Below are 24217 nucleotides of genomic sequence, written 5' to 3'. Positions count from 1 at the left end.
AACTCAGAAGTGAAACGCCGTAGCGCCGATGGTAGTGTGGGGTCTCCCCATGTGAGAGTAGGGAACTGCCAGGCATCAAATAAGAAGAACCCCGTACCGTAAGGTGCGGGGTTTTTTGCTTTTGTTTTTCTCCCTCTCCTTGAAACTTTCTCACCTTAAGCTTGCAGACTCGACATTCACGCCGATTCTGGGTATCGTTGGCTATCTGGATGTCTAAACGTTTATACGTATGCTGTGAGGATACAAGGTTATGCCGATTCGGGTGCAGGACGAGCTACCAGCCGTCAATTTCTTACGTGAAGAAAACGTCTTTGTGATGACCACTTCACGCGCGACAGGTCAGGAAATTCGCCCGCTGAAGGTGCTCATCCTTAATCTGATGCCGAAAAAGATCGAAACAGAGAATCAGTTCCTGCGCCTGCTTTCGAACTCTCCGCTCCAGGTGGATATTCAGCTGCTGCGGATCGATGCCCGTGAGTCGCGTAACACGCCTTCTGAGCATCTGAATAACTTCTACTGTAACTTCGAGGATATCCGCGAGGAAAACTTCGACGGACTGATTGTCACTGGTGCGCCGCTGGGCCTGGTAGAATTTAATGATGTCGCCTACTGGCCGCAGATCAAACAGGTACTGGAGTGGGCAAAAGATCACGTCACGTCCACGCTGTTTGTCTGTTGGGCAGTACAAGCTGCGCTGAATATTCTCTACGGCATCCCCAAACAAACCCGTACCGAAAAACTCTCCGGCGTATACGAACACCACATTCTTCACCCTCATGCCTTGCTGACACGCGGGTTTGATGATTCGTTCCTGGCCCCGCATTCGCGCTACGCCGATTTCCCGGCGCAGCTGATTCGTGACTACACCGATCTGGAGATCCTGGCCGAAACAGAAGATGGCGATGCTTACCTGTTTGCCAGCAAAGATAAACGTATTGCCTTTGTAACCGGCCATCCTGAATACGATCCACACACCCTCGCGGCAGAGTATTTCCGTGATGTCGAAGCGGGTCTCAATCCGGATGTGCCGTATAACTACTTCCCGAAAAACGATCCCCAGAACAAACCGCGAGCCACCTGGCGCAGTCACGGGAATTTGCTGTTTACCAACTGGCTCAACTATTACGTCTACCAGATAACGCCATACGATCTGCGTCACATGAATCCGACGCTGGAGTAATCTTCTGCATAAAACGATCCTAAAGCGTTTCAGCTATTCACATCAGGCACCTACGGGTGCCTTTTTTATTTCCGAAATTCAACTCAACATGCATTAAAACTTTAAATTCATATTAATCAATAGGTTGAAGTTAAATTGAATTTAAAATGGAAATTGTTTTTGATTTTGGAAAAAATAGAGATAGTCTTAATTCTGCTGAGCGAAAACTACACAACGATCTTTCGTTCGCATTGGGGATGTGAATTTGGATCTTTGATGAGGAGCAGAGTGATGACTCAACAGGCAACGACGGTCGATGAACTGGCCTTTACCCAGCCGTATGGCGAGCAAGAACAGCAAATTTTGACGGCTGAGGCGGTTGAATTCCTGACTGAACTGGTGACCCGCTTTACGCCGCAACGCAATAAGCTGCTGGCTGCACGCATTCATCAACAGCAGGAAATTGATAATGGCAAGCTGCCTGGGTTTATTTCGGAAACCGCTTCCATTAGACGCGGCGACTGGAAAATCCGCGGCATCCCTGAAGATTTGCAGGATCGCCGCGTTGAGATCACTGGTCCGGTAGAGCGCAAAATGGTGATCAACGCCATGAACGCCAACGTCAAAGTCTTTATGGCGGATTTTGAGGACTCCCTGGCCCCGGACTGGCGTAAAGTGATCGACGGGCAGATCAACCTGCGCGATGCCGTTAATGGCACCATCAGCTATACCAACGAAGCCGGTAAAATTTATCAGCTGAAACCCAATCCGGCGGTTCTGATCTGCCGCGTACGCGGCCTGCACCTGCCGGAAAAACACGTCACGTGGCGCGGAGACGCGATTCCGGGCAGCTTGTTTGATTTCGCCCTCTATTTCTTCCACAACCACAAAAACCTGCTGGCAAAAGGCAGTGGCCCCTATTTCTACCTGCCGAAGACCCAGGCCTGGCAGGAAGCGGCCTGGTGGAGTGAGGTGTTCAGCTACGCGGAAGATCGCTTCAACCTGCCGCGTGGCACCATTAAAGCCACCCTGCTGATTGAAACGCTGCCTGCCGTATTCCAGATGCATGAAATCCTGCACGCCCTGCGCGATCACATTGTGGGTCTGAACTGCGGACGCTGGGACTACATCTTCAGCTATATCAAAACGTTGAAAAACCACCCCGATCGCGTACTGCCGGATCGCCAGGTTGTCACCATGGATAAACCGTTCCTCAGCGCCTACTCGCGCCTGCTGATTAAAACCTGCCACAAGCGCGGTGCCTTTGCAATGGGCGGCATGGCGGCCTTTATTCCGAGCAAAGACGCTGAGCGTAACAATCAGGTGCTCAACAAGGTGAAAGCTGACAAGGAGCTTGAAGCGCGTAACGGTCACGACGGCACATGGATCGCCCATCCGGGCCTGGCCGATACGGCAATGGAAGTCTTTAACCACGTGCTCGGCGACAACAAAAACCAGCTGTTTGTCACCCGTGATGACGATGCCCCAATCGCAGAAGAGCAACTTCTGGCGCCGTGCTCGGGTGAACGCACGGAAGAGGGCATGCGTGCCAATATCCGCGTGGCCGTGCAGTACATCGAAGCGTGGATCTCCGGTAACGGCTGTGTGCCCATCTACGGTCTTATGGAAGACGCGGCGACGGCAGAAATCTCCCGTACCTCTATCTGGCAGTGGATCCACCATCAGAAAACGCTCAGCAACGGCAAGCCGGTGACCAAATCCCTGTTCCGCCAGATGCTGGCCGAAGAGATGCGCGTCATTCAGGACGAGCTGGGCGAACACCGCTTCAGCAGCGGACGTTTTGATGATGCCGCCCGCCTGATGGAGCAAATCACAACCTCAGATGACTTAATCGACTTCCTCACCCTGCCAGGCTACCGCCTGCTTGCGTAAATCCACCACATAACAATATGGAGCATCTGCACATGAAAACCCGTACCCAACAAATCGAAGAACTGAAGAAAGAGTGGACACAGCCGCGCTGGGAAGGTATCCGTCGCCCATACAGCGCTGAGGAAGTGGTGAAACTGCGTGGCTCGGTCAATCCGGAATGTACGCTGGCGCAAAATGGCGCGGCGAAGATGTGGCATCTGCTGCATGGCGGCTCCAAAAAGGGCTACATCAACAGCCTCGGTGCACTGACCGGCGGTCAGGCATTGCAGCAGGCGAAGGCCGGTATCGAAGCCATTTATCTTTCCGGCTGGCAGGTCGCGGCGGATGCCAACCTGGCCTCCAGCATGTATCCGGATCAGTCGCTCTATCCGGCAAACTCGGTGCCGTCGGTGGTGGATCGGATCAACAACACCTTCCGCCGTGCGGATCAGATCCAGTGGGCGGCAGGTATTGAGCCAAACGATCCGCGCTTTATTGACTACTTCCTGCCGATCGTCGCGGATGCAGAAGCCGGTTTCGGCGGCGTGCTGAACGCCTTTGAGCTGATGAAATCGATGATTGAGGCCGGTGCAGCGGCCGTTCACTTCGAAGATCAGCTGGCCTCGGTGAAGAAATGCGGACACATGGGCGGCAAAGTGCTGGTCCCGACCCAGGAAGCGATTCAGAAGCTGGTCGCTGCGCGTCTTGCCGCTGACGTGCTCGGCGTGCCGACGCTGGTGATTGCCCGTACCGACGCGGACGCGGCTGACCTGATCACCTCTGACTGCGATCCATACGACAGCGAGTTCATTACCGGCGAGCGCACCAGCGAAGGATTCTATCGTACCCATGCTGGCATTGAGCAGGCCATCAGCCGTGGCCTGGCGTATGCACCGTACGCAGACCTGGTCTGGTGCGAAACCTCCACGCCGGACCTGGCGCTGGCAAAACGCTTTGCCGATGCTATCCACGCCAAATACCCGGGCAAACTGCTGGCCTATAATTGCTCGCCGTCCTTCAACTGGCAGAAGAATCTGGACGATAAAACCATCGCCAGCTTCCAGCAGCAGCTGTCAGACATGGGCTACAAGTATCAGTTCATCACCCTGGCGGGGATCCACAGCATGTGGTTCAACATGTTCGACCTGGCGCACGCCTACGCGCAGGGTGAAGGCATGAAGCACTATGTCGAGAAAGTGCAGCAGCCGGAGTTTGCCGCGGGCAAAGAGGGCTATACCTTTGTTTCTCATCAGCAGGAGGTGGGAACCGGTTACTTTGATAATGTGACCACGATTATTCAGGGCGGCACCTCCTCCGTCACTGCCTTAACGGGGTCAACAGAAGAAGCACAGTTCTAATCTTTTCCCCCTCTCCCTTCTGGGGAGAGGGTTGGGGTGAGGGGGAATCTATGTCGCGTGGTCTGGAATTACTGATTGCACAGACTATTTTGCAGGGCTTCGATGCCCAGTATGGTCGTTTTCTGGAAGTCACCTCCGGCGCGCAGCAGCGCTTTGAGCACGCCGACTGGCATGCGGTCCAGCAGGCCATGAAGCAGCGTATTCACCTCTACGATCATCACGTGGGTTTGGTGGTGGAACAACTGCGCTGCATTACCGACGGTAAAAACCCTGACGCGGCATTTTTACTGCGCGTTAAGGAGCACTACACCCATTTGTTGCCAGACTACCCGCGCTTCGAGATTGCGGAGAGCTTTTTCAACTCCGTGTATTGCCGGTTATTTGACCACCGCTCATTATCTCCTGAGCGGTTATTTATTTTTAGCTCCCAGCCGGAGCGCCGTTTTCGCACCATTCCGCGCCCGCTGGCGAAGGATTTTTTCCCCGACCACGGCTGGGAGAAGCTCCTGCACCGCGTGTTAACAGATTTACCGCTGCGTTTGCCGTGGGAGAATAAAGCCCGCGATATTGGCTTTATCATCGCCCATCTCCACGAATCCTTTGGCGAAGAGGCTCTCAGCCACTGCCATTTGCAGGTCGCCAACGAGCTTTTCTACCGCAATAAAGCCGCATGGCTGGTGGGCAAGCTGGTGACGCCCTCCGCCACCGTGCCGTTTCTGCTGCCCATACACCGTACCGATGACGGGGAACTGTTTGTCGATACCTGCCTGACCACCAGCGCCGAGGCCAGCATTGTGTTTGGCTTCGCCCGCTCCTATTTTATGGTCTACGCTCCGCTGCCTGCCGCCCTGGTGGAGTGGCTGCGCGAGATCCTGCCGGGCAAAACCACCGCCGAGCTGTATATGGCGATTGGCTGTCAAAAGCATGCCAAAACGGAAAGCTACCGGGAGTATTTGCGTTATGTCACCACCGCCGATGAGCAATTTATCGAAGCGCCCGGCATTCGCGGCATGGTGATGCTGGTCTTTACGCTGCCGGGATTTGACCGGGTGTTTAAGGTCATCAAAGATACATTCGCGCCGCAGAAAGAGATGACCGCAGCGCATGTTCGTGCCTGCTATCAGCTGGTGAAAGAACACGATCGCGTCGGACGTATGGCGGATACGCAGGAGTTTGAAAATTTTGTGCTGGATAAGCGGCAGATCGATCCGGCTTTAATGGCCCTGTTACTGCAAGAAACACCGGCAAAAATCACCGATCTGGGCGATAAAATAGCGATTAGCCATCTGTATATCGAGCGCCGTATGGTGCCGCTGAATATCTGGCTGGAACAGGCCGACGGTCAGGCTTTAAAAGATGCCATTGAAGAGTACGGCAACGCGATTCGTCAGCTTGCCGCTGCCAATATCTTCCCCGGCGACATGCTGTTTAAAAACTTCGGCGTGACCCGACACGGGCGGGTAGTGTTCTATGATTACGATGAAATTTGCTACATGACCGAGGTTAATTTCCGCGATATCCCGCCGCCCCGTTACCCGGAAGATGAACTCTCCGGCGAGCCGTGGTACAGCGTCTCACCGGGCGATGTCTTTCCCGAGGAGTTTCGCCACTGGCTGTGCGCCGACCCGCGTATTGGGCCATTGTTTGAAGAGATGCATGCCGATCTGTTTCGTGCCAGCTACTGGCGCGGGCTGCAAACGCGGATCAAAAACGGGCATGTGGAAGATGTGTACGCCTACCGTCGTAAGCAGCGGTTTTGCATCCGGTTTTCTCCCTCTCCCGCAGGGTAAGGGCATCATGTTTTCTCCCTCTCCCTGTGGGAGAGGGCCGGGGTGAGGGCATCAGACCGCACTCAATCCTAGCGAATCCCACCATACGCCAGGGTCACCTCTTTCGCCGCCTTAATCACCAGCGCACCCAGCTCGGTGACGCGATCGTCGGTCATACGGGAAATCGGCCCGGAGATGGAGATGGCGGCAAACGGTTCGCGATGCTCGTCAAAGATACAAGCCGCAATGCAGCGCAGGCCCAGGGCGTGCTCCTCGTCGTCAAACGAATAGCCGCGCTTACGGGTCAACGCCAGATCTTCTTTCAGATGCACCGGTGAAACCAGCGTGGCGTGGGTATAGGCGTGCAGCCCTTTACGGTGCAGCAGCCCCGTCACCTGTTCCTCGCTCAGCTGCGACAGAAAGGCTTTCCCCGCGCCGGACGCGTGCATAGGCAGCTTACCGCCAATGGGGGCTGACATACGCATCAACTGGGTACACTGTACCTGATCAATAATAATCGCCTGATGGTCGCTCTGGTCGAGTACGGCCAGATTCACGGTCTCGCCCGACTCTTCCATTAATTTGCGCAGGATAGGGTGCACAATCGCCAGCAGGTTGCGGCTTTGCAGGAAGCTGCTGCCGACGATGAACGCATGGGCGCCGACTGCCCAGTGCCCCAGCTCGCCAACCTGACGCACAAAGCCAAGCTGTTGCATGGTGGTCAGCAGCCTGTGCGTAGTGGAGTTCGGCAAACCAGCCTGTTGGGCCAGCTCCGTCAGGGCCACGCTGCTGTGCGACTCGGCTATCCATTCCAGCAGCTTCAAACCGCGTGTAAGCGATTGAACCTGTCCACCCTGTTGTGCGGCGGGGGTGGCAGCAGGTTTTCTGCCGCGTTTCGCGGGAACGGTCGTGACCATGACGATCTCCTTTTTCTGTATCGTGGAAATCATTTTCGTTTTATTTGGTGATTTTGCAACCGTTATCCTGACTGATCGGATGAGTGATAGTGAACATGTCTCATGTTACCGCCGTGTGACTTTTCCACCCTGCAAGATTGTGCCAGTATGGACCGCAGCCTTTTGGCCTGGTTGAGCGTTGTCGGGAGCAAGTGTGAGCAGCAAAGTAGAGCAACTGCGTGCGCAGTTAAATGAACGAATTCTGGTGCTGGACGGCGGCATGGGCACCATGATCCAGAGCTATCGCCTCAGTGAAGACGATTTCCGTGGCGAACGTTTTGCGGACTGGCCATGCGATCTCAAAGGTAACAATGACCTGCTGGTATTAAGCAAACCGCAGGTGATTGCGGATATCCACAACGCCTACTTCGAAGCGGGGGCGGATATCGTTGAAACCAACACCTTCAACTCGACAACCATCGCCATGGCGGATTACCAGATGGAATCCCTGTCGGCGGAGATAAACTATGAGGCGGCGAAGCTGGCCCGCGCCTGTGCCGACGCGTGGACGGCGCGCACGCCGGAGAAACCGCGCTACGTTGCCGGGGTGCTCGGCCCAACCAACCGCACCGCCTCTATTTCACCGGACGTAAACGACCCGGCGTTTCGTAACATCACCTTTGACCAGCTGGTGGCAGCCTACCGTGAATCAACCAAAGCGCTGGTGGAAGGCGGTTCCGACCTGATCCTGATTGAAACGGTTTTCGATACCCTCAATGCCAAAGCCGCGATTTACGCGGTGAAAGAGGAGTTCGAGGCGCTGGGCGTCGAGCTGCCAATCATGATTTCTGGCACCATTACCGATGCCTCTGGCCGTACTTTGTCCGGGCAGACCACCGAAGCGTTTTATAACTCCTTGCGCCACGCGGAAGCGCTCTCCTTCGGCCTGAACTGTGCGCTGGGTCCGGATGAGCTGCGCCAGTATGTGCAGGAACTGTCACGTATTGCGGAATGCTACGTCACCGCACACCCGAACGCCGGTCTGCCAAACGCCTTTGGCGAATATGATCTGGATGCGGACACCATGGCGGCGCAGATCCGCGAATGGGCCGAATCCGGTTTCCTGAATATCGTTGGCGGCTGCTGCGGTACCACGCCGGAGCACATCACCGCCATGAGCAATGCCGTGGCCGGTTTGCCGCCGCGTAAACTGCCCGAGCTGCCGGTTGCCTGCCGTCTCTCCGGCCTTGAGCCGTTGACCATCGGCGATGACAGCCTGTTTGTGAACGTTGGGGAACGTACCAACGTCACCGGTTCCGCGAAATTCAAACGCCTGATCAAAGAAGAGAAGTACAGTGAAGCGCTGGACGTTGCCCGCCAGCAGGTAGAAAGCGGCGCGCAGATCATCGACATCAACATGGATGAGGGGATGCTCGACGCCGAGGCGGCGATGGTACGTTTCCTCAACCTGATCGCCGGCGAGCCGGATATTGCTCGCGTGCCGATCATGATTGACTCCTCCAAATGGGAAGTGATCGAAAAAGGGCTGAAGTGCATTCAGGGCAAAGGTATCGTCAACTCCATCTCAATGAAAGAAGGGGCCGATATCTTTATTCACCACGCGAAGATGGTGCGCCGCTACGGCGCGGCCGTGGTGGTGATGGCCTTTGATGAAGTGGGCCAGGCGGACACCCGCGAGCGCAAAATTGAGATTTGCCGCCGCGCGTACAAGATCCTGACCGAAGAGGTAGGCTTCCCGCCGGAAGACATCATCTTTGACCCGAACATCTTCGCCGTCGCCACCGGGATTGAAGAGCACAATAACTACGCCCAGGACTTTATCGGCGCGTGTGAAGACATCAAACGTGAGCTGCCGCATGCGCTGATCTCCGGCGGTGTCTCGAACGTGTCGTTCTCGTTCCGCGGCAACGACCCGGTACGTGAAGCGATCCACGCCGTATTCCTCTACTACGCCATCCGCAACGGGATGGATATGGGGATCGTCAACGCCGGACAGCTGGCGATTTATGACGATCTGCCCGCAGAACTGCGCGACGCGGTGGAAGATGTGATCCTCAACCGCCGTGACGACGCCACCGAGCGGCTGCTCGATCTGGCAGAAAAATACCGCGGCAGCAAATCGGACGACGCTGCTAACGTCCAGCAGGCCGAGTGGCGTAGCTGGGATGTCAAGAAGCGGCTGGAATATTCGCTGGTAAAAGGCATCACCGAATTTATCGAGCAGGATACCGAAGAGGCGCGCCAGCAGGCCGCCCGGCCCATCGAGGTTATCGAAGGGCCGCTGATGGACGGCATGAACGTGGTGGGCGATCTGTTCGGCGAGGGCAAGATGTTCCTGCCGCAGGTGGTCAAGTCCGCGCGCGTAATGAAGCAGGCCGTGGCGTATCTGGAGCCGTTCATCGAAGCCAGCAAAGAACAGGGCTCCAGCAACGGTAAAATGGTTATCGCCACCGTGAAGGGCGACGTGCATGACATCGGAAAGAACATTGTCGGGGTGGTGCTGCAGTGCAATAACTACGAGATTATTGACCTTGGCGTAATGGTGCCGGCGGATAAAATCCTCAGGACCGCGCGCGAAGTCAATGCTGACCTGATTGGCCTTTCGGGGCTGATTACCCCGTCGCTCGACGAGATGGTTAACGTGGCGAAAGAGATGGAGCGTCAGGGCTTCACCATTCCGCTGCTGATTGGCGGGGCGACCACCTCAAAAGCGCATACTGCGGTGAAGATTGAGCAGAACTACAGCGGCCCGACGGTCTATGTACAGAACGCCTCGCGCACCGTGGGCGTGGTCTCAGCGCTGCTCTCTGACACCCAGCGCGATGACTTTGTGGCCCGGACCCGCAAAGAGTACGAAACCGTCCGCATTCAGCATGCCCGCAAGAAACCGCGCACCCCACCGGTGACGCTTCAGGCGGCGCGCGATAACGATCTGGCGTTTGACTGGGCGAGCTATACGCCGCCAGTTGCCCATCGCCTGGGCGTGCAGGAGGTGACCGCCAGCATCGAAACGCTGCGCAACTACATCGACTGGACACCATTCTTTATGACCTGGTCGCTGGCGGGCAAATATCCGCGCATCCTGGAAGATGAGGTTGTCGGCGAAGAGGCGAAGCGCCTGTTTAAAGACGCCAACGACATGCTCGACAAACTCAGCGCCGAGAAAGCCCTTAACCCGCGCGGCGTGGTGGGGCTGTTCCCGGCTAACCGCGTGGGCGACGACATCGAAATTTATCGCGATGAGACGCGCACTCACGTGCTGACCGTAAGCCATCACCTGCGCCAGCAAACCGAAAAGGTCGGGTTTGCCAACTACTGTCTGGCCGATTTTGTTGCGCCGAAACTGAGTGGTAAAGCCGACTACATCGGTGCCTTCGCCGTGACCGGCGGTCTGGAAGAGGACGCCCTGGCGGATGCCTTTGAAGCTCAGCACGATGATTACAACAAAATCATGGTCAAAGCGATTGCCGATCGTCTGGCGGAAGCGTTCGCAGAGTATCTGCATGAGCGCGTACGCAAGGTTTACTGGGGCTACGCGGCGAATGAAAATCTCAGCAACGAGGAGCTGATCCGCGAAAACTACCAGGGGATCCGCCCGGCACCCGGCTACCCGGCCTGTCCGGAACATACCGAAAAGGGCACCATCTGGCAGCTGCTGGACGTTGAGGCCCATACCGGGATGAAACTGACCGAATCTTTCGCGATGTGGCCTGGGGCATCGGTATCCGGCTGGTACTTCAGTCATCCGGACAGCAAATACTTTGCCGTGGCGCAGCTGCAGCGCGATCAGATTGAAGATTATGCACTGCGTAAAGGCATGAGCGTCTCAGAAGTGGAGCGTTGGTTAGCGCCGAATCTCGGCTACGACGCCGACTGACATCACTTTTCCTTACAACTAACAGGGCGCTCATTGAGCGCCCTGTCTCTTTCTTACGTTTAAACCCTTATACTGACCTAAGGAAAACGAATAACGATAAGGAGGATAACCTTCCGTGCTGACCCTGTTACATCTGCTCTCGGCAGTCGCACTGCTGGTCTGGGGCACCCATATTGTCCGTACCGGCGTGATGCGCGTGTTTGGCGCACGTTTACGTACTGTTCTCAGCAGCAGCGTGGAGAAGAAACCGCTCGCCTTCTGCGCGGGTATTGGCGTAACGGCGCTGGTTCAGAGCAGTAATGCGACCACATTGCTCGTGACATCGTTTGTCGCTCAGGATCTGGTGGCGCTGGCCCCTGCACTGGTTATTGTGCTGGGCGCTGACGTGGGTACCGCGCTGATGGCACGTATCCTGACTTTCGATCTCTCCTGGCTGTCGCCGCTGCTGATATTTATCGGGGTCATCTTTTTCCTGGGGCGTAAGCAGACGCGCGCTGGTCAGCTTGGACGCGTGGGGATTGGCCTCGGGCTGATTCTGCTGGCGCTGGAGCTGATTGTGCAGGCGGTAACGCCCATTACCGAAGCCAACGGCGTGCAGGTTATCTTCGCCTCGTTAACCGGCGATATTATGCTGGATGCGCTCATCGGCGCGGTGTTTGCCATCGTCAGTTATTCCAGCCTGGCGGCGGTGCTGCTGACGGCCACGCTCACCGCCGCAGGGGCGATCTCCTTCCCGGTCGCACTGTGTCTGGTGATCGGGGCTAACCTCGGCTCGGGCCTGCTGGCGATGCTCAATAACAGCGCTGCCAATGCTGCCGCCCGCCGTGTGGCGCTCGGCAGTCTGCTGTTTAAGCTGGTGGGCAGCCTGATTATTCTGCCGTTTGTGCACCCACTGGCGAACCTGATGGACAACCTCTCTCTGCCGAAGGCAGAGCTGGTGATCTATTTCCACGTCTTCTACAACCTGGTGCGCTGCCTGGCGATGGTGCCGTTTGCTGAACCAATGGCGCGCTTCTGCGAACGGCTTATACGCGATGAACCGGAGCTGGATGCGCGCCTGAAACCGAAGCATCTGGACACCTCCGCGCTGGATACTCCTGCGCTGGCGCTGGCCAATGCCGCCCGCGAGACGCTGCGCATGGGTGATGCCATGGAAACCATGCTCGAAGGCTTGCAAAAGGTGATGCACGGCGAGCCGCGGGAAGAGAAAGAGCTGCGCCGGCTGGCGGATGATATCAACGTGCTCTATACCGCTATCAAGCTCTATCTGGCGCGCATCCCCCAGGATGAACTGGCGGAAGAGGAGTCCCGCCGCTGGGCGGAAATCATAGAGATGTCGCTTAACCTTGAGCAGGCTTCGGATATTGTGGAGCGGATGGGCAGTGAAATTGCTGACAAATCTCTGGCCGCCCGCCGCGCGTTCTCCGTCGAAGGGCTGAAGGAGCTGGAAGCCCTGCACGAACAACTTTTGAGCAACCTGAAGCTGGCGATGCTGGTCTTCTTCTCAAGCGATGTGCCGAGCGCACGCCGTCTGCGCCGCAACAAGCATCGCTTCCGTATCCTCAACCGCCGCTACTCGCACGCCCACGTTGAACGTCTGCACCAGCAGAACGTGCAGAGTATCGAAACCAGCTCCCTGCACCTGGGGCTACTGGGGGATATGAAACGCCTTAACTCATTGTTCTGTGCGGTGGCGTACAGCGTGATGGAACAGCCGGATGAAGATGACGAGCGGGATGAGTATTAATCTCTGAAAGCACCTCGCAAAACCCATTTGCGAGGCGTGACGCTTTATAAAGAGCAATTTACTCTTCAGACCTTATATTTTGAAGGGAATAGAAAATGCTCGTTTATTACGCTACACTTCGCCAATTCATGCGCATTCCAATGGGGGTTCTCATGCGCACTACCCATAGCATTAAAAAATCGGTCAATGTTTCGTTAGCACCTGAAATTCTTGAAGAAGCGCGACGGCTTAAACTCAATCTCTCTGCTGTACTCACGGCCGCTCTACAGGAGCAGTTTCGTGCGCATCAGCGCGCAGAGTGGTTAGCAGAAAATAAAGCGTCTATAGAGGCCATCAACCAGTGGGTTGATGAAAACGGCTCCTTTAGTGATTTTCAGAGGTCGTTCTGATGGAGCAATATTTTGCTTATGAGAATGAAGGCAATGGGAGAAAAGCCTATCCATGGCTTATTAATATGCAGCACCCTGTTGCTAATGTGATGAAACATGTACTTGTCGCTCCCGCCGTTGAATTAAGCCTGCTGGGCGGCATTCGTCCGCCTGCGAAAGTGTGCCCTGTCGTTGAAATCGCGGGTAAGCCCTGCGTTGTCATGATGCATATGCTGTCAGGCATATCTTCAAATGAGTTAGGTGAACGCGTTGCCGATCTCACTGACAACAGTGCTTCATTGCGGGATGCACTCGATTTTCTCATCAATGGTTACTAGGACTTTTTTGTCAGCCGCAAGGTAAGGTATATTTCGCCCTTCACAGGAGAAACTATGCTGCCAACTCAATCAACCCGATTAAACAAATACATTAGCGAGAGCGGGATCTGCTCACGTCGCGAGGCGGACCGTTACATCGAACAAGGTAATGTGTTCCTCAACGGCAAACGCGCCACTATTGGTGACCAGGTGATGCCTGGCGACGTGGTTAAAGTGAATGGTCAGCTCATCGAACCGCGTGATGCAGAAGACCTGGTGTTTATCGCGTTGAATAAACCGGTTGGGATTGTCAGCACCACGGAAGATGGCGAGCGGGACAACATCGTTGATTTCGTTAACCACAGTAGCCGTATCTTCCCGATTGGCCGTCTGGATAAAGACTCGCAGGGGCTGATTTTCCTCACTAACCACGGCGATCTGGTGAATAAGATTCTGCGTGCCGGGAATGACCACGAGAAAGAGTATATCGTGACGGTGAATAAGCCGGTCACGGACGAATTTATTCGCGGCATGGGCGCCGGTGTACCCATCCTCGGTACCGTCACGAAAAAGTGTAAGGTGAAGAAAGAAGCGCCGTTCGCGTTCCGCATTACCCTGGTGCAGGGCCTGAATCGTCAGATCCGCCGTATGTGCGAATACTTCGGTTATGAAGTGACGAAGCTGGAACGCACGCGCATCATGAACGTCAGCCTGTCCGGTATCCCGCTGGGCGAGTGGCGTGATTTAACCGATGATGAACTGATCGAGCTGTTTAAGCTTATCGAGAACTCCTCGTCTGAAGCAAAGCCGAAGGCCAAAGCCAAACCGAAAACTCAGGCGATTAAACGCCCGGTCGTGAAAGCACCGCAGTCGGAAGAGAAAGGGCGAGGCAAGCCCGCGGGTAAACGCTTTACGCAACCGGGACGTAAAAAGAAGGGGCGTTAAGCCCCTTTTTTCCCCGGCTTGCGCGTGCGGAGAGTGTAGGTCGGGTTAGCGTAGCGCCACCCGACTGTTAAAGATGATATTTGCCTGTTTTCTGTGGTTTTTCTTCTATCGGTTTGCCGGACCAGTATCCCGCCAGCAGCGAACCGGACAGGTTATGCCAGACGGAGAACAGCGCACCAGGCAGAGCCGCCAGCGGCGAGAAGTAAATTTTCCCGAGTGCCGCTGCCAGACCGGAGTTCTGCATTCCTACCTCAATTGCCAGCGTCCGGCAGGTGGATTCATCGAAGCCAAACAGTTTCCCGCCCCAGTATCCGCCCAGCAGGCCAATGGTGTTATGCAACACTATCGCGATAATCACGACAAAGCCCACGGATGCAATGTGCGACGCAGAACCGGCCACAACGGCGCTGATGATGGCCAGAATACAGACCATCGAAAACGCAGGCAGATAGGGCTCAACGGCTTTTACCACGCGCGGGAACAGGTGGTGAATGACAAGGCCCAACGCGATCGGAATCACCACGATTTGCAAAATGCTCAGCAGCATTCCCATCACGTCCACCTGAATATGGGCGTCAACGTACAGGCGTGTTAGCAGCGGCGTGGCAATCACCCCCACCAGCGTGGATACCGAAGAGATGGTCACGGAGAGCGCCACATCGCCTTTTGCCAGATAGATCATGACATTGGAGGCGGTTCCGCTGGCCACGCTGCCCACCAGCACCATCCCGGCGGAGAGGTCGGGTGGCATCTTAAAGGCCATTGCCAGCAGCCAGGCCGCAAGGGGCATCACCAGGTAGTGCAGGAAAATCCCTGCAGCAACCGGAGCCGGGCGCGAGAGCACGCGTTTAAAGTCGTCGATTTTTAGATGCACACCCATGCCGAACATAATCAGCATCAGCAACGTGGTCACCCACGGACCAATGCCCGTGAACGTAGTGGGGGTGTAAAACGCGAGTATGGAGAGCAGCAGCGCCCATAACGGGAACAGCCGGGTGATGGCGGATAACATAGATATTCCTTGCAGTATTGTCGTGTTGTTTAGTTATAAAAAAGCCGGGTCTGTGCCCGGCTTATAGATATTGTTTATCGTGCTAACGAATTTTATTCAAACAAATTCTGATGAAGTTTCTGCACCACCTGTTCTGCCTGCTCAGCAGGCACCAGGAAGCAGAGGTTGTAGCTGGAGGCACCGTAGCAAATCATGCGGATATTGAACGGGTCGAGCACACCGAAGACCTCTTTGCCCACGCCACAGGCGCGCGACAGCTTATTACCGATGATGGCTACCAGCGCCAGGTTTTCTTCTACTTCCACGCGGCACAGTTCTGACAGCTCAATCAGCAGCGACTGCGTCAGCAGGGTGTCACCCGTTGAGGTTGAACCGGTGGTGTCCAGCGTCAGTGCGATACTCACTTCGGAGGTGGTGATCAGATCCACGGAGATGTTATGACGCGCCAGGATGCCAAACACTTCCGCCAGGAAGCCGCGCGAGTGCAGCATATTATGGCTGTGCAGCGTAACCAGCGTTTGCTTACGGCGCAGGGCCAGCGCGCGGAACAGCGGTGGATTTTCGGTTTTCTTGCACACCAGCGTACCGCCCGCTTTCGGATCTTTACTTGAACCGACGAAGACCGGGATATCACTACGCACGGCAGGCAGCAGCGTTGCCGGGTGCAGCACTTTGGCACCGAAGGTCGCCATTTCCGCCGCTTCTTCAAACGCAATCACATCAATACGTTTTGCCGCAGAGACGACGCGTGGATCGGTGGTGTAAATCCCCGGGACGTCAGTCCAGATATCTACACGGGTCGCATGCAGCGCTTCACCCAACAGCGCCGCGGTGTAATCACTGCCGCCACGGCCAAGCGTGGTGGTGCGTCCTTTGGCTTCGCTGCCGATAAAGCCCTGGGTGATCACGATACCCTCATCCAGGCGCGGGACCAGCTGCTGATTGGTCAGCTCGGCCAGCGCTTCCACGTCCGGCTCGGCGCGGCCAAAGCGATCGCTGGTGCGCATGATTTTACGCACGTCGAACCACTGTGCCTGAACGTTACGTTCACGCATGATTTCAACAAACAGCAGGGTGGACATGAGCTCACCGTGGCTGACCAGCTCATCGGTCAGGGCGGTGGAGGTGGCCAGAGAAGCCGCTTCTGCCAGCGTGGTGATATTTTCCAGCAGGCGCTCCACTTCTTCGCGGATCACGTTCGGGTTCTGCAGACGTTCAAGGATGTCGAACTGAATTTTGCGCAGTGCGTCCAGCTTAACGAAGCGCTCGGTGGCCTCCAGCCCTTCAGACAGAGAAACCAGCAGGTTCGTCACGCCAGCAGAGGCAGAAAGCACTACCAGGCGGGTATTCGGATCGGCCAGCACCACATCGGCGCTGCGGTTCATGGCATCGTAATCTGCCACACTGGTGCCGCCAAACTTGGCGACCACAAAACTCGTCATAACAACCTCGTGTCAGGGAATGAATAAAGCGACCATGGCACAAGAATGAAACGAAAACAGGTGCAGGCGCAAAATACGGCCCTATAAATAAAATGTGGGGGAGGTCCTGTCAATGCCGGGATTATGCGGATTTTTCATGGGGGGGTACCCCTGAGAAACAGGACTTATAACAGGGCCATATTTTATGCTTCGTTTTCCCCGGTTTTGACCGACATTTCGCCGCCACGGGTGGGCGCGTCAGCAGCTATACTTTTCGGGTCTTTTCACCTGCGTTTGATGCAGGCCAAGGCAATGGCATAAAAACCATCACAATTTTTATTTGCAGGCGCTACAATCGACCGCAGTCACAATTCTCAAATCAGAAGAGTATTGCTAATGAAAAACATCAACCCAACGCAGACCGCTGCCTGGCAGGCACTACAAAAACATTTTGATGAAATGAAAGACGTCACCATCGCGGAGCTGTTCGCGAAAGATGCCGATCGTTTCAACAAATTCTCCGCGACCTTCGATGATCTGATGCTGGTGGATTTCTCCAAAAACCGCATCACCGAAGAGACGCTGGCGAAACTGCAGGATCTGGCGAAAGAGACGGAACTGGCAGACGCCATCAAATCCATGTTCTCCGGTGAGAAGATCAACCGTACCGAAGACCGTGCCGTGCTGCATGTGGCTCTGCGTAACCGTAGCAATACGCCAATCATCGTTGACGGCAAAGATGTGATGCCGGAAGTGAACGCGGTGCTGGAAAAGATGAAAGCCTTCTCTGAAGCAATCATCTCCGGAAGCTGGAAAGGCTACACCGGCAAAGCCATCACCGACGTGGTGAACATCGGTATCGGCGGTTCTGACCTCGGCCCGTTCATGGTGACCGAAGCGCTGCGTCCATACAAAAATCATCTCAACATGCACTTTGTCTCCAACGTCGATGGTACCCACATCGCCGAAGTGCTGAAGAACGTGAACCCGGAAACTACACTGTTCCTGGTGGCTTCTAAAACCTTCACCACCCAGGAAACCATGACCAACGCCCACAGCGCGCGCGACTGGTTCCTGAAAACCGCAGGTGACAACAAGCACGTGGCGAAACACTTCGCAGCGCTGTCCACCAACGGTAAAGCGGTTGGCGAGTTCGGTATCGACACCGCGAACATGTTCGAGTTCTGGGACTGGGTTGGTGGCCGCTACTCTCTGTGGTCTGCGATCGGCCTGTCTATCATTCTCTCCGTGGGCTTCGACAACTTTGTTGAGCTGCTCTCCGGCGCGCACGCGATGGACAAACACTTCTCCACCACCGCACCTGAGAAAAACCTGCCGGTGCTGCTGGCGCTGATCGGTATCTGGTACAACAACTTCTTCGGCGCAGAGACCGAAGCGATCCTGCCGTACGACCAGTACATGCACCGCTTCGCGGCCTACTTCCAGCAGGGCAATATGGAATCCAACGGTAAATACGTTGACCGTAACGGCAACGCGGTGGATTACCAGACTGGCCCAATCATCTGGGGTGAGCCAGGCACCAACGGTCAGCACGCGTTCTACCAGCTGATTCACCAGGGGACCAAAATGGTACCGTGCGATTTCATCGCCCCGGCTATCACCCATAATCCACTGTCTGATCACCATCCTAAACTGCTGTCTAACTTCTTTGCTCAGACCGAAGCGCTGGCGTTTGGTAAATCCCGCGAGGTGGTAGAGCAGGAATACCGTGACCAGGGTAAAGATCCGGCCACCCTGGAACACGTTGTGCCGTTCAAAGTGTTCGAAGGCAACCGTCCAACCAACTCCATCCTGCTGCGTGAAATCACGCCGTTCAGCCTGGGTGCGCTGATTGCTCTGTATGAGCATAAGATCTTCACGCAGGGCGCAATCCTGAACATCTTCACCTTCGATCAGTGGGGCGTTGAGCTGGGTAAACAGCTGGCGAACCGTATTCTGCCTGAACTGGGTGATGACAAAGCGATCAGCAGCCACGACAGCTCGACAAATGGTTTGATTAACCGTTATAAAGCATGGCGCGCGTAATTAAATCGTCATAAAAACGTGCCGGCGATATGCCGGCATTTTTTTATCAGACAATTCCTGATGTCTGTTATTTAACTCAAATTCCCGTTATGAGTTTTATCCGAAAATACCTTTTAACCCGTTAATGAGTGCGGTTTATTTTAGGATTATACGGAGAGTTACTTTCGCCTTATGTAATTATATCTATTTGATTTTAAATGGATAATTTATTGGTTAATTATTCTTATACTTCACATTTATCCAATAGTCCGAAAACCCTTCCTCTATTTATCCGTACGGCAAACCCTCTGCTTTAGTTGTGTATACTCGAATCCGCCTGAATTTCTTTTCGGGCAAATCTCCATTCATTCATTGAAGGGAAATTGTTATGAAGAAAGTACTGTATGGCATTTTTGCCATATCTGCACTTGCGGCGACATCTGTCTATGCAGCTCCGGTCCAGGTCGGGGAAGCAGCAGGGTCGGCAGCGACGTCTGCGTCTGCGGGGAGTTCTACCGCGGCCAGCACCAGCACCGTAAGTTCAGCCGTGGGTGTCGCGCTGGCGGCAACCGGTGGCGGTGATGGCTCCAATACCGGAACCACGACCACTACGACGACCAGCACCCAGTAATTCCGGGTGTTTTAATCATAACCACACTTCGGTGTGGTTATTTCGCCCCTTCGGAGAAGAGTCGTGAAGCGACCTGCAATCATCCTGATTTGCCTGCTGTTGCAGGCGTGCTCGGCCACCACCAAAGGGCTGGGCAACTCACTGTGGGACAGCATATTCGGTACGCCGGGTGTGCATTTGACCGATGATGAACTTCAGAACATGCCGTATGCCAGCCAGTACATGCAGCTCAACGATGGTCCGCAACTGTTTGTGGTGCTCGCTTTCGATGAAAACGGGCAGCAGAAATGGGTGACGCAGGATCAGGCCACCATCGTGACGCAACATAGCCGTATTGTGAAAACCCTGCTCGGTGGCGATAACCTTCTTGAGGTCAACAACCTTGCGGCCGATCCGCTCAGCAAACCGAACCAGATCACCGACGGGGCAAGCTGGACGCGGACAATGGGCTGGACGGAACACAAGCAGGTACGTTACGCCACCGCCCGCTCTACCTTCCGCTGGGACGGTACGGACAGCGTCAGGGTAGGCAGCGACGAAACCCGGGTTCGCGTACTGGATGAAGAGGTCACGACCGATCGGGCAACCTGGCATAACCGTTTCTGGGTGGATGATGAAGGGCAGATCCGTCAGTCCCTGCAATATTTGGGTGCCGGATTCTTCCCGGTTAAAACCACGCTGATCAAGGCCGCGAAATCATGAAAACACTTATTCGCGTTGCGCTGATCGCAAGCTTTGCCACACCGCTCGCCTGGTCTGCCGGGACGGTGAAGGTGTACACGCCGGACAGCACGCAGCCCAAAACGTTAACGAACGCCGGCCACCTGATCGATCTCGTCGGCCAGCCAAGGCTGGCAAACAGCTGGTGGACAGGTGCGTTGATCGCCGAGCGGCAGGCAACGGTGGCGGCGGAACAAAAGCACAAGGCGCTGCTCGCCAGATTAACGGGGTTAGCAGAGCAGGAAGACGGCGACGATGCGGCAGCCATTAACAGCCTTCGTCAGCAGCTTCTGGCGCTGAAGGTTACCGGAAGACAAAACATCAATCTCGATCCGGATGAAGTCCGCGTGACGGAAAAAGGTAATCCGGCCCTGGAGGGAGATTACACGCTCTGGCTCCCGGCGCAGCCTTCCACCATCACGGTGATGGGGCTTATCAGCAGCCCGGGTAAAAAACCGTTTACTCCCGGCCGCGACGTGGCGAGCTATCTCGACGAGCAGAGCCTGCTGAGTGGTGCGGATAACAGCTACGCCTGGGTGATTTATCCTGACGGGAACACGCAAAAGGCGCCGGTTGCCTACTGGAACAAGCGGCATGTCGAACCCATGCCAGGCAGCATCATTTTTGTCGGTTTTGCCGACCATTTCTGGACGAAGGCATATGACGGGCTGAATGCCGATATCCTTCATTCCCTGACACAGCGGATACCGGAATAATGAAAAAGACCTATCTCTACAGCATGCTGGCACTGTGTGTGAGTGCCGCCTGTCATGCAGAAACGTATCCGGCACCCATTGGTCCGTCTCAGTCAGACTTCGGTGGCGTCGGTTTACTGCAAACCCCAACCGCGCGTATGGCGCGAGAAGGGGAAATTAGCCTTAACTATCGTGATAACGACCAGTACCGCTACTATTCTGCATCCGTACCGCTGTTCCCATGGCTCGAAACCACGCTGCGCTACACCGACGTACGAACGAAACAGTACAGCAGCGTGGACGCGTTTTCCGGCGATCAGACCTACAAAGATAAAGCCTTCGATCTCAAACTGCGCCTGTGGGAAGAGAGCTACTGGATGCCGCAGGTATCCGTGGGGGCCAAAGATATCGGCGGTACCGGCCTGTTCGACGCGGAGTACATCGTCGCCAGTAAGGCCTGGGGGCCGTTTGACTTCTCGCTGGGGCTTGGCTGGGGCTATCTCGGCACCAGCGGCAACGTGAAAAACCCGTTCTGCACCTACAGCGACAAATTCTGCTATCGCGACAACAGCTATCAGAAAGCGGGTTCCATTAACGGTGACCAGATGTTCCACGGTCCAGCTGCCCTGTTTGGCGGCGTGGAGTATCAGACGCCGTGGCAGCCGCTGCGCCTGAAGCTGGAGTACGAAGGTAACGACTACTCGCAAGAGTTCGCCGGAAAGATTGAGCAAAAGAGCAAGTTTAACGTCGGCGCCATTTACCGCGTCACCGATTGGGCCGACGTTAACCTCAGCTACGAGCGCGGCAACACCGTAATGTTTGGCTTTACGCTGCGCACCAACTTTAACGACATGCGGCCGCACTATAACGACAACGCGCGGCCTGCGTACCAGCCGGAGCCGCAGGATGCCATTCTGCAGCACTCCGTGGTGGCCAACCAGCTGACGCTGCTGAAATACAACGCCGGTCTGGCGGATCCGAAAATCCAGGTGAAAGGCGATACGCTGTACGTGACCGGTGAGCAGGTGAAATACCGCGACTCGCGGGAAGGGATCGAACGTGCCAACCGGATCATCATGAACGATCTGCCGGAGGGGATCCGCACGATCCGCGTAACGGAGAACCGCCTGAACCTGCCGCAGGTGACGACGGAAACGGACGTGGCCAGCCTTAAGCGCCATCTGGAGGGCGAGCCGCTGGGGCATGAAACCGAGCTGGTACAAAAACGCGTTGAGCCAATCGTGCCGGAGACGACCGAGCAGGGCTGGTATATCGATAAATCGCGCTTCGATTTCCACATCGACCCGGTGCTAAACCAGTCTGTCGGCGGGCCGGAAAACTTCTACATGTACCAGTTGGGCGTGATGGCAACGGCGGATCTGTGGGTGACCGACCACCTGCTGACCACCGGCAGCCTGTTTGGCAACATTGCCAACAACTACGACAAGTTCAACTACACTAACCCGCCGAACGACTCGAAGCTGCCGCGCGTGCGTACCCGCGTGCGTGAGTACGTGCAGAACGATGCCTACGTAAACAACCTGCAGGCCAACTACTTCCAGTACTTCGGCAATGGCTTCTACGGCCAGGTCTACGGCGGTTATCTGGAAACCATGTATGGCGGTGCGGGGGCGGAAGTGCTTTATCGTCCGGTGGACAGCAACTGGGCGTTTGGTATTGATGCCAACTACGTTAAACAGCGTGACTGGCGCAGCGCGCAGGACATGATGAAGTTCACCGACTATAGCGTGAAAACCGGCCATCTGACGGCCTACTGGACGCCGTCGTTCGCCCAGGACGTGCTGGTGAAAGCCAGCGTGGGTCAGTACCTGGCGGGCGATAAGGGCGGCACGCTGGATATCTCCAAACACTTCGACAGCGGAGTGGTGGTGGGTGGTTACGCCACCATCACCAACGTCTCGCCGGACGAATACGGGGAAGGGGACTTCACCAAAGGGGTGTATGTGTCGATTCCGCTGGATCTGTTCTCATCCGGTCCAACCCGCAGCCGTGCGGCCATTGGCTGGACACCGCTGACGCGCGACGGGGGCCAGCAGCTGGGTCGTAAGTTCCAGCTGTATGACATGACCAGTGATAAGAACATTAACTTCCGCTGATAGCCCTCATCCTTTTCTGTTGTAGGCCCGGTAAGCGCTTGCGCCACCGGGCAACTCACAAGCGGCGCAGCAGCTTCGCCGGGTTTCCCGCATAAACGCCTTTCTCGGTGATGGATTTGTTCACCACGCTCCCCGCACCAATCACCACCCCGTCGCAGATGGAGACCGCCAGGATGGTCGCCCCGCTGCCTATCGACACATCATTTCCCACAGTAATGCGTCCCCAGCTGTTCCGGTCAGCATTGGGTTTGCCATCGCGAAACATATCGTTGGCAAACATCACCCCATGGCCAATGAAACAGCGTTCGCCCAGGGTGACGTACTCGCAAATGAAGGTGTGCGACTGAATTTTGCTGTCGTCGCCAATGCGCGTATTGCCCTGAATTTCAACAAACGGGCCGATAAACACACCGTTTCCAAGCACGCAGTCATAGAGATTGCAGGGCTCATACAGGGTGACATTTTCACCACAGGTTACGTTGCGAACCCCGGTAGGTCTGCGCTCCATTCGTTACCTCCGTACATAAAACATAATTAAAAAATATAGATCCACGTCACATTTTTGCGTTATACAGGAACCTCGCCCTGGAGAATGAGGTGCTGTATGACATCCCTGACTCGCCCGCGCGTTGAGTTCATCTCAACTATCCTCCAGACCGTGCTCAACCTCGGTCTGCTGAGCCTTGGCCTGATCCTGGTCGTCTTTTTGGGTAAAGAGACGGTGTATCTGGCGGATGTACTGTTCGCCCCCGAGCAAACCAGCAAATATGCGCTGGTGGAAGGCCTGGTGGTCTACTTTCTCTACTTTGAATTTATCGCCCTGATTGTGAAGTATTTCCAGTCAGGCTTTCACTTCCCGCTGCGCTATTTTGTCTACATTGGGATCACCGCGATAGTGCGGCTGATCATCGTCGATCATAAATCTCCCCTTGATGTGCTGATCTACTCGGCGGCGATCCTGCTGCTGGTGATCACGCTCTGGTTGTGTAATTCGAAGCGGCTGAAGCGCGAATAGGCGCTCTGACGCGGAAGAGATGCGGTCAAAATGTGATCTATATAGATTTAATTTAAAACTATATAGTTTTAAATGTGTGGCAGTTCAGGAATACGCGGTACTGAAATTAACTGCCACATACTTAATCTATTCGACAGGTGATCTGCATGGCCCACTCTTCAATACTGGGGTAATGGTGCCAACTTACTGATTTAGTGTATGATGGTGTTTTTGAGGTGCTCCAGTGGCTTCTGTTTCTATCAGCTGTCCCTC

19 protein-coding genes and 1 rRNA gene are annotated in these 24217 nt (G+C 55.3%); 16 read left to right on the top strand and 4 right to left on the bottom strand.

Translation table 11 applies throughout. From position 1 onward, the window contains the following. The 5 genes from rrf to aceK all read left to right on the top strand — a co-directional run. Window positions 1–74: ribosomal RNA gene (gene rrf, locus AX755_RS26105) — 5S ribosomal RNA — on the top strand; the annotation flags it as partial. A gap of 176 nt (window positions 75–250) precedes the next feature. Next, window positions 251–1180, top strand: coding sequence for a homoserine O-acetyltransferase MetA (gene metA / locus AX755_RS17590; protein WP_062857177.1), 930 nt, complete (start codon window positions 251–253; stop codon window positions 1178–1180). A gap of 270 nt (window positions 1181–1450) precedes the next feature. Next, window positions 1451–3052 carry a malate synthase A gene (aceB, locus tag AX755_RS17585; RefSeq protein ID WP_062857176.1) on the top strand — a complete coding sequence of 534 codons (1602 nt, stop codon included), beginning with the start codon at window positions 1451–1453 and terminating at the stop codon, window positions 3050–3052. A 32-nt stretch (window positions 3053–3084) separates the two neighbouring features. Further along, window positions 3085–4389, top strand: coding sequence for an isocitrate lyase (aceA, locus tag AX755_RS17580; protein ID WP_038418438.1), 1305 nt, complete (start codon window positions 3085–3087; stop codon window positions 4387–4389). 50 nt (window positions 4390–4439) lie between these two features. Next, a complete protein-coding gene (gene aceK, locus AX755_RS17575; protein ID WP_062857175.1) occupies window positions 4440–6179 on the top strand; it encodes a bifunctional isocitrate dehydrogenase kinase/phosphatase in 1740 nt (579 codons plus the stop codon). Between the two features lie 68 nt (window positions 6180–6247). Here the strand turns inward: aceK and iclR are convergent, their stop codons facing one another. Continuing rightward, entirely contained in the window at window positions 6248–7075 is an 828-nt protein-coding gene (gene iclR / locus AX755_RS17570; protein ID WP_013095025.1) for a glyoxylate bypass operon transcriptional repressor IclR, read from the bottom strand. A gap of 193 nt (window positions 7076–7268) precedes the next feature. On the opposite strand from iclR, the gene metH reads away from it, so the two are divergent. The 5 genes from metH (at window position 7269) to rluF (ending at window position 14329) form a co-directional block, all read left to right on the top strand. Next, window positions 7269–10952, top strand: coding sequence for a methionine synthase (metH, locus tag AX755_RS17565; protein WP_062857174.1), 3684 nt, complete (start codon window positions 7269–7271; stop codon window positions 10950–10952). A 115-nt stretch (window positions 10953–11067) separates the two neighbouring features. Next, entirely contained in the window at window positions 11068–12699 is a 1632-nt protein-coding gene (locus AX755_RS17560; RefSeq protein ID WP_013095027.1) for a Na/Pi cotransporter family protein, read from the top strand. A 95-nt stretch (window positions 12700–12794) separates the two neighbouring features. Next, the gene (locus AX755_RS17555; RefSeq protein ID WP_062857173.1) at window positions 12795–13088 is read left to right on the top strand and encodes a type II toxin-antitoxin system CcdA family antitoxin; all 294 of its coding nucleotides are present in this window, start codon (window positions 12795–12797) and stop codon (window positions 13086–13088) included. After that, a complete protein-coding gene (locus AX755_RS17550; protein ID WP_062857172.1) occupies window positions 13088–13405 on the top strand; it encodes a CcdB family protein in 318 nt (105 codons plus the stop codon). Before AX755_RS17555 ends, AX755_RS17550 begins: the two co-directional genes overlap by 1 nt. 54 nt (window positions 13406–13459) lie before the next feature. Beyond that, window positions 13460–14329, top strand: a complete 870-nt coding sequence (gene rluF / locus AX755_RS17545) for a 23S rRNA pseudouridine(2604) synthase RluF (RefSeq protein ID WP_023621411.1) — start codon at window positions 13460–13462, stop codon at window positions 14327–14329. Window positions 14330–14396: 67 nt separating this feature from the next. On the opposite strand, the gene panS is transcribed toward rluF, so the two are convergent. Both panS and lysC read right to left on the bottom strand, forming a co-directional pair. Further along, window positions 14397–15341: a ketopantoate/pantoate/pantothenate transporter PanS gene (panS, locus tag AX755_RS17540; RefSeq protein WP_062857171.1), complete on the bottom strand. Its 945-nt coding sequence runs from the start codon at window positions 15339–15341 to the stop codon at window positions 14397–14399. Between the two features lie 92 nt (window positions 15342–15433). Then, window positions 15434–16783, bottom strand: a complete 1350-nt coding sequence (gene lysC, locus AX755_RS17535) for a lysine-sensitive aspartokinase 3 (RefSeq protein ID WP_013095032.1) — start codon at window positions 16781–16783, stop codon at window positions 15434–15436. A gap of 375 nt (window positions 16784–17158) precedes the next feature. Between lysC and pgi the strand changes: the two genes are divergently transcribed. The 5 genes from pgi (at window position 17159) to AX755_RS17510 (ending at window position 22950) form a co-directional block, all read left to right on the top strand. Next, on the top strand, window positions 17159–18808 hold the full coding sequence (gene pgi / locus AX755_RS17530; protein WP_020686615.1) for a glucose-6-phosphate isomerase: 1650 nt from the start codon (window positions 17159–17161) through the stop codon (window positions 18806–18808). A 367-nt stretch (window positions 18809–19175) separates the two neighbouring features. Next, window positions 19176–19418, top strand: coding sequence for an exopolysaccharide production protein YjbE (gene yjbE, locus AX755_RS17525; RefSeq protein ID WP_013095034.1), 243 nt, complete (start codon window positions 19176–19178; stop codon window positions 19416–19418). A gap of 63 nt (window positions 19419–19481) precedes the next feature. Then, entirely contained in the window at window positions 19482–20120 is a 639-nt protein-coding gene (locus AX755_RS17520) for a YjbF family lipoprotein (protein WP_013095035.1), read from the top strand. Beyond that, window positions 20114–20854 (top strand): capsule biosynthesis GfcC family protein, encoded by a 741-nt coding sequence (locus AX755_RS17515; RefSeq protein WP_062857170.1) that lies wholly within the window; start codon window positions 20114–20116, stop codon window positions 20852–20854. Before AX755_RS17520 ends, AX755_RS17515 begins: the two co-directional genes overlap by 7 nt. Beyond that, window positions 20854–22950 carry a YjbH domain-containing protein gene (locus AX755_RS17510; protein ID WP_062857169.1) on the top strand — a complete coding sequence of 699 codons (2097 nt, stop codon included), beginning with the start codon at window positions 20854–20856 and terminating at the stop codon, window positions 22948–22950. Before AX755_RS17515 ends, AX755_RS17510 begins: the two co-directional genes overlap by 1 nt. Before the next feature lie 55 nt (window positions 22951–23005). Here the strand turns inward: AX755_RS17510 and AX755_RS17505 are convergent, their stop codons facing one another. Then, on the bottom strand, window positions 23006–23458 hold the full coding sequence (locus tag AX755_RS17505; protein ID WP_062857168.1) for an acyltransferase: 453 nt from the start codon (window positions 23456–23458) through the stop codon (window positions 23006–23008). A 96-nt stretch (window positions 23459–23554) separates the two neighbouring features. Here AX755_RS17505 and psiE point away from each other — a divergent pair, with 96 nt between their 5' ends. Then, a complete protein-coding gene (gene psiE / locus AX755_RS17500; protein ID WP_062857167.1) occupies window positions 23555–23965 on the top strand; it encodes a phosphate-starvation-inducible protein PsiE in 411 nt (136 codons plus the stop codon). The last annotated feature ends 252 nt before the right edge of the window (window positions 23966–24217 follow it).

It is taken from the genome of Enterobacter sp. SENG-6 (genome assembly GCF_001605945.1).
In the GTDB taxonomy this organism is placed as follows: Bacteria; Pseudomonadota; Gammaproteobacteria; order Enterobacterales; family Enterobacteriaceae; genus Enterobacter; species Enterobacter cloacae.
The sequence above is the reverse complement of the archived record's forward strand: the minus strand, read 5'-3'. Positions and strand labels throughout refer to the sequence as shown.

Coding starts and splice junctions, on each gene's coding strand:
- yjbE (WP_013095034.1), top strand. CDS start 19,176: ATGAAGAAAGTACTGTATGGCATTTTTGCCATATCTGCACTTGCGGCG.
- AX755_RS17505 (WP_062857168.1), bottom strand. CDS start 23,458: ATGGAGCGCAGACCTACCGGGGTTCGCAACGTAACCTGTGGTGAAAAT.
- metA (WP_062857177.1), top strand. CDS start 251: ATGCCGATTCGGGTGCAGGACGAGCTACCAGCCGTCAATTTCTTACGT.
- aceA (WP_038418438.1), top strand. CDS start 3,085: ATGAAAACCCGTACCCAACAAATCGAAGAACTGAAGAAAGAGTGGACA.
- psiE (WP_062857167.1), top strand. CDS start 23,555: ATGACATCCCTGACTCGCCCGCGCGTTGAGTTCATCTCAACTATCCTC.
- iclR (WP_013095025.1), bottom strand. CDS start 7,075: ATGGTCACGACCGTTCCCGCGAAACGCGGCAGAAAACCTGCTGCCACC.
- panS (WP_062857171.1), bottom strand. CDS start 15,341: ATGTTATCCGCCATCACCCGGCTGTTCCCGTTATGGGCGCTGCTGCTC.
- rluF (WP_023621411.1), top strand. CDS start 13,460: ATGCTGCCAACTCAATCAACCCGATTAAACAAATACATTAGCGAGAGC.
- pgi (WP_020686615.1), top strand. CDS start 17,159: ATGAAAAACATCAACCCAACGCAGACCGCTGCCTGGCAGGCACTACAA.
- AX755_RS17555 (WP_062857173.1), top strand. CDS start 12,795: ATGCTCGTTTATTACGCTACACTTCGCCAATTCATGCGCATTCCAATG.
- AX755_RS17510 (WP_062857169.1), top strand. CDS start 20,854: ATGAAAAAGACCTATCTCTACAGCATGCTGGCACTGTGTGTGAGTGCC.
- aceB (WP_062857176.1), top strand. CDS start 1,451: ATGACTCAACAGGCAACGACGGTCGATGAACTGGCCTTTACCCAGCCG.
- AX755_RS17550 (WP_062857172.1), top strand. CDS start 13,088: ATGGAGCAATATTTTGCTTATGAGAATGAAGGCAATGGGAGAAAAGCC.
- lysC (WP_013095032.1), bottom strand. CDS start 16,783: ATGACGAGTTTTGTGGTCGCCAAGTTTGGCGGCACCAGTGTGGCAGAT.
- aceK (WP_062857175.1), top strand. CDS start 4,440: ATGTCGCGTGGTCTGGAATTACTGATTGCACAGACTATTTTGCAGGGC.